The organism is Collinsella aerofaciens, from assembly GCF_901212495.1.
GTDB lineage: Bacteria > Actinomycetota > Coriobacteriia > Coriobacteriales > Coriobacteriaceae > Collinsella > Collinsella aerofaciens_H.
In genome coordinates, this window is record NZ_CAAKNY010000040.1 from 37,140 (window position 1) to 41,977 (window position 4,838).

Sequence of the window (4,838 nt, forward strand, 5' to 3'; positions counted from 1 at the left end):
CCCAGGATGCCGTCCATGCCGTCGCAGCCCATCATCTTGACGTCGTAGCCCATGTCCTTGGCGTTCTTGAGCAGAACGGACGCCGGCGTGTAGTAGATCGGAGCAAAGATCATGGTGGCGCCAGCCTGCTTGGCCTTGGTCAGCTGGTTGGTAAAGCTCGTGGCGGAGTCGTCCTTAAAGGTCTCCTCGTCAACAATCTCGAGCTTGGACTCAGCGGCCTGGGCCTTAAAGGAATCCGCGATGCCCGAAGAATAGGCGTCGCCGGAGTTATAGAACAGCACGAACTTCTCGTCCGCATACTTCTGCGCCAGGAACTTGGCAGCGTTGACACCCTGGTTGGGATCGGTGAAGCAAACCTGGAAGACGCAATCCTTGCCCTTGGTAACGTCCTCGGAGGACGCGGACGGGGTGATCATGAACGTCTTGGGGTCGTTACCGCACTCTGCTGCAACGGCAACCGACGCACCCGTGGTGGTCGGACCGACGAGGGCCTGCATGCCCCAGTCGAGCAGGGTGTTGAAGGCGTTGACGGCCTTCTCGCCGTCGGCCTGGTCGTCCTCGGCCTTGCTGGCAAGCGGCAGCTCCTTGGTCGAAAAATCCTTGCAGCCAAGCTCGACACCCTGGGTAACGGACTTGCCGTAGGACGCGTTGGCGCCGGTCAGCGGGCCGATGGTGCCGATCTTAAACGAAGCGTCGCTCGAAGCGGAACCGCTGTCGCCGCCGTTGGAGGAGCAGCCAGCTAGAATGGACATCGCCCCCAGACCTGCTGCGCTCGCGATAACGCTCCTGCGATTCATAACAGGGTTCAATGACTTACCGGTGAGGCTCGACATGCGGCTCTCCTCTCAAATCTCGTCGGGTTTCGGTTACCCGACAGGCCATCCTTCGCCGTGTTCGGCGTTCGCAAAATAGTAGACGCTTTAGTTAGGAAAAGTGGCGATTATTCCAACTTTTCTTTGACCTTGTTCATTTATCCATAAATATGCGTATTTCAATTCATTTATGCATAAACACCACTTTATTATGTGAAAGTAATATTTCTATTCTGTTACAAGCGCCTCTGCCCTGATTAAAACAGACTCACCGGTCGCGTTTTGTGCGCACCTAGGCGGCGATGTACTTGCCGTCCTGAATCACATAGGCCGTAGCGGGCTTTTCAACCTGACCCTTGTCATTCCACGTCAGCTCGCCCGTCAGGCCCTCGATCTTGATCTTGCGCATGGCCTTGGCAAGGTCGCCGGCAATGTCGGCGCCGTCGGCCGTAATGTCGATGTCTGCCTTATCGATTGCCTCGACAATCGCGTGGATGCAGTCATAGGCATCGGCAGCGAACTGGTTGGGCGTCTCGTCGTAGGCGTCCTTATATGCCTTGACGAAGTCGGCGTTCTTCTCGTCGTCGGCGGAGAACGGGGTCATGAGCAGCAGACCCTCGGCAAGAGAGGTGTCGAAGCCCTCAACGGAGAGCAGGCCGTCCATGCCGTCGGTGCCCATAAGCGTCATGTCGTAGCCCATGTCCTTGGCGTTCTTGAGCAGAACGGACGCCGGCGTGTAGTAGATCGGAGCAAAGATCATGGTGGCGCCAGCCTGCTTGGCCTTGGTCAGCTGGTTGGTAAAGCTCGTGGAAGAATCGTCCTTAAAGGTCTCGGTATCGACGATATCGAGCTTGGACGCCTTGGCCTGCTCGGCAAAGGCGTCGGCAACACCCGAGCTGTACGTATCGCCGGAGTTGTAGAACAGGGCGATCTGGGCATCCGCGTACTTCTCGGCCAAGAACTTCGCGGCGCTGGCGCCCATGGTGGGATCGGTGAAGCAAACCTGAAAGACCGTGGTCTTATCCTTGGTGACGTCGAGCGACGAGGCCGAAGGCGTGACCATGAGCATATCGTCGGCGATCTCGCCCGAGACGGCGACGGCGGCACCGGTCGTGACGGGGCCGACGAGAGCCTGCATTCCCCAGTCGCACAGGGTGTTGAAGGCGTTGATAGCCTTCTCGCCGTCGGCGACGTCATCCTCGGACTTAAGCGTGAGTTTGAGGTCCTTGGTCGAGAAATCCTTGGCGGCGAGCTTGGCACCCTTCTCGGCCGAAACGCCATAGGTTGCCGCGGCGCCGGTCAGAGGGCCGATGACACCGATCTTGAAGGTCTTGCCGTCATCGGCGGAGCCGCCGTCCGAGCCACCCGACGAGCAACCAGCGAATGCGGCGGTGCTGCCGAGCGCCGCGGCGCCGGCGAGAAAGTTCCTACGGCTGAGCGTGCTGTTGATGTTGAACATGGTGTCCCCTTTTTTCGCTGGCCGCAGTGCGGCCGTCTTGCGGTACGGGGCAAACCTTATGGCGCAAACGTTGACAATTTGTTACGGAGTTCCGTTTGTAGCGAGCATATTTCCAATGTTTCCGCAGCGTTTCGGGGGTGCCGTTTTGTGCGACTCCTGTTGCCTGGCGAGCACGCGTCCTCGGTTCACGCTAGAATGCACTCAACCATTAAGCGGTTAATCCATCCATAAGATGCACGAAGGAGCTATCTATGAGCGAACCCCTGCGCACCGTGAACGTCGGTCTGATCGGTCTGGGAACCGTCGGCGGCGGCGTGGCCCGTCTGATCAAGAGCCACCACGATGAGTACCTGGCAGCCTACGGCATCGACCTTAAGCTGACCCGCGCCTGTGCGCTTGCCTGGGAGCAGGCCGAGGCGGCCGGTATTGAGCGTGAGGCCTTTACGAGCGACTGGCACGACGTCGTCACCGACCCCGCCGTCGACATCGTCATCGAGCTGATCGGCGGCGAGCATCCCGCAACCGAGATCTTCACCACTGCCTTTGAGCACGGTAAGCACGTCGTCTCTGCCAACAAGGCCCTGCTGGGCCGTCACGTCGAGACGCTCGCCGAGAAGGCGCGCGCGTGCGGCGTGCAGATTAAGTGCGAGGCCAGCTGCGGCGGCGGCATCCCCATCGTGAGCACGCTTGAGCACGACCTGGTGGGCAACAAGATCCTGACCATCGCCGGCATCCTCAACGGCACCACCAACTACATCCTGTCGCGCATGGACGCCGAGGGTGCCGATTACGCCGACGTGCTCGCCGACGCACAGGCCAAGGGCTATGCCGAGGCCGACCCGTCCGCCGACGTCGACGGCTTCGATGCCGCCAGCAAGACGGCGATCCTCGCCTCCATTGGCTTTGGCACCCGCGTGACCACCGATGACGTATACCAGCAGGGTATCCGTACCATCGGCGCCGAGGACATCGCCCAGGCCCGCGAGCTCGGCTACACCATTAAGCTGCTCGGCATCGCCCGCAACACCGACGCCGGCGTCGACGTTCGCGTGCATCCCACGCTGATCCCCGCCGACCACATGCTTGCCAAGGTCAACGGTGCCATGAACGCTGTCTACGTGGTAGGCGACGCCGTGGGCGAGACCATGTTCTACGGTGCCGGCGCAGGCTCCTTCCCCACCGCGAGCGCCGTCGTGGGCGATATCCTGTCGCTCTCCGAGCAGATCAGCCGCGGCGTGGCTCCGCTGCCCGAGGTTGAGCCCTATGGCCACAACCTCGCCTTTAAGCCCATGGACGAGCTCCAGACCAAGTACTATGTGCGCCTGAAGGTCGCCGACCGCGTGGGCGCCCTGTCCGAGACGGTCGACATCTTTGCCAAGCACAACATCTCGATCTCGCTCATCAACCAGGTCGAGGACGGCAAGTCGGGCGTCAGCGATGCTTGCTCGGTCATCTTCCTGACGCACCGCGCGCTCGAGAAGGACGTCCAGGCTGCCGCCGCCGAGCTTGCCAGCGTCGACTGCGTGGCCGAGGTCGCCAACGTCCTGCGCATCGAGGACGTTGAGGCTTGGACCGAAGGCGTCATGGCGAACTAATTCGATCTTTGCTTTTCGGCATATGTGTGAGGGGCTCCCGTCCGGCGCTGGACGGGAGCCCCTTTGCCTGCGCACGCTGGGCGTATTGGCGCAATCAGCATTTGAACAACTCGACCGCTCCTGACAGCCGGGGGCACCGTTCGCCGATGTGCAACCGAAGCCGATTTTGGCTACCGCTATGCTGTGCTTATGTCCGTCCACGAGGAGAGGAAGCACTATGTTGCTCGAGGGCAAGAAAGCAATCATCACCGGAGGCACGCGCGGGATCGGCTATGCCATCGCCTGCCGTTTTATCGAGGAAGGCGCCGCCGTCACCGTCTTTGGCTCGCGCCAGGAGACTGCCGATGCAGCCGTCGAGAAGCTGGTCGCCGCCTATCCCGAGGCCAAGGTCTGGGGCCGCTCCTGCGACCTCACCTCGCTCGAGGCCGTAACCGAGGCCTTTACCCAGGCTGCCGCCGATATGGGCGGCTTGGACACGGTCGTCAACAATGCCGGCATCTCCCAGCGCTCGCCCCTTTTGGATTACACGGCCGAGGAGTTCGCCAAAGTCATGGACCTCAACGTCGTCGCCGTCTTTAACGGCCACCAGGCTGCTGCCAAGATCATGACCGAGGCCGGCCACGGCGGCACCATCACCACCACGAGCTCGATGGTCGCCAAGTACGGTCAGCCCTCCGGCGTCGGCTATCCCACGTCTAAGTTTGCCGTCAACGGCATGGTCCAGTCGCTCTCGCGCGAGCTCGCCCCCATGGGTATTCGCGTCAACGCCGTCGCACCTGGCGTAACCAAGACCGATATGGTCGCCAACCTGCCCGAAGAGGTTATTAAGCCCATCATCGCCACCATTCCGCTGGGTCGCATGGGCGAGCCCGAGGATGTCGCCAACGCCTTTGTTTTCCTGGCGAGCGACATGTCCGCCTACGTCACGGGCGCCGTGCTCCCCGTCGACGGAGCCGCCCGTTCCTAAGGGGC

Annotated in this window: 3 protein-coding genes and 1 pseudogene (1 of these 4 only partly in view); 2 read left to right on the forward strand and 2 right to left on the reverse strand. The window is 61.3% G+C overall.

The window, feature by feature from the left end; genetic code table 11:
• Positions 1 to 833: pseudogene (locus SFLMC1_RS04210) on the reverse strand (ABC transporter substrate-binding protein); it reaches 305 nt to the left of the window's first position.
• A 271-nt stretch (positions 834 to 1,104) separates the two neighbouring features.
• Positions 1,105 to 2,271, reverse strand: coding sequence for an ABC transporter substrate-binding protein (locus SFLMC1_RS04215; RefSeq protein WP_154063905.1), 1,167 nt, complete (start codon positions 2,269 to 2,271; stop codon positions 1,105 to 1,107).
• A gap of 251 nt (positions 2,272 to 2,522) precedes the next feature.
• Here SFLMC1_RS04215 and SFLMC1_RS04220 point away from each other — a divergent pair, with 251 nt between their 5' ends.
• On the forward strand, positions 2,523 to 3,866 hold the full coding sequence (locus SFLMC1_RS04220) for a homoserine dehydrogenase (protein ID WP_152074357.1): 1,344 nt from the start codon (positions 2,523 to 2,525) through the stop codon (positions 3,864 to 3,866).
• Between the two features lie 217 nt (positions 3,867 to 4,083).
• The gene (locus SFLMC1_RS04225) at positions 4,084 to 4,833 is read left to right on the forward strand and encodes an SDR family NAD(P)-dependent oxidoreductase (RefSeq protein WP_152074356.1); all 750 of its coding nucleotides are present in this window, start codon (positions 4,084 to 4,086) and stop codon (positions 4,831 to 4,833) included.
• Positions 4,834 to 4,838: the final 5 nt, after the last annotated feature.

Coding starts and splice junctions, on each gene's coding strand:
- SFLMC1_RS04220 (WP_152074357.1), top strand. CDS start 2,523: ATGAGCGAACCCCTGCGCACCGTGAACGTCGGTCTGATCGGTCTGGGA.
- SFLMC1_RS04225 (WP_152074356.1), top strand. CDS start 4,084: ATGTTGCTCGAGGGCAAGAAAGCAATCATCACCGGAGGCACGCGCGGG.
- SFLMC1_RS04215 (WP_154063905.1), bottom strand. CDS start 2,271: ATGTTCAACATCAACAGCACGCTCAGCCGTAGGAACTTTCTCGCCGGC.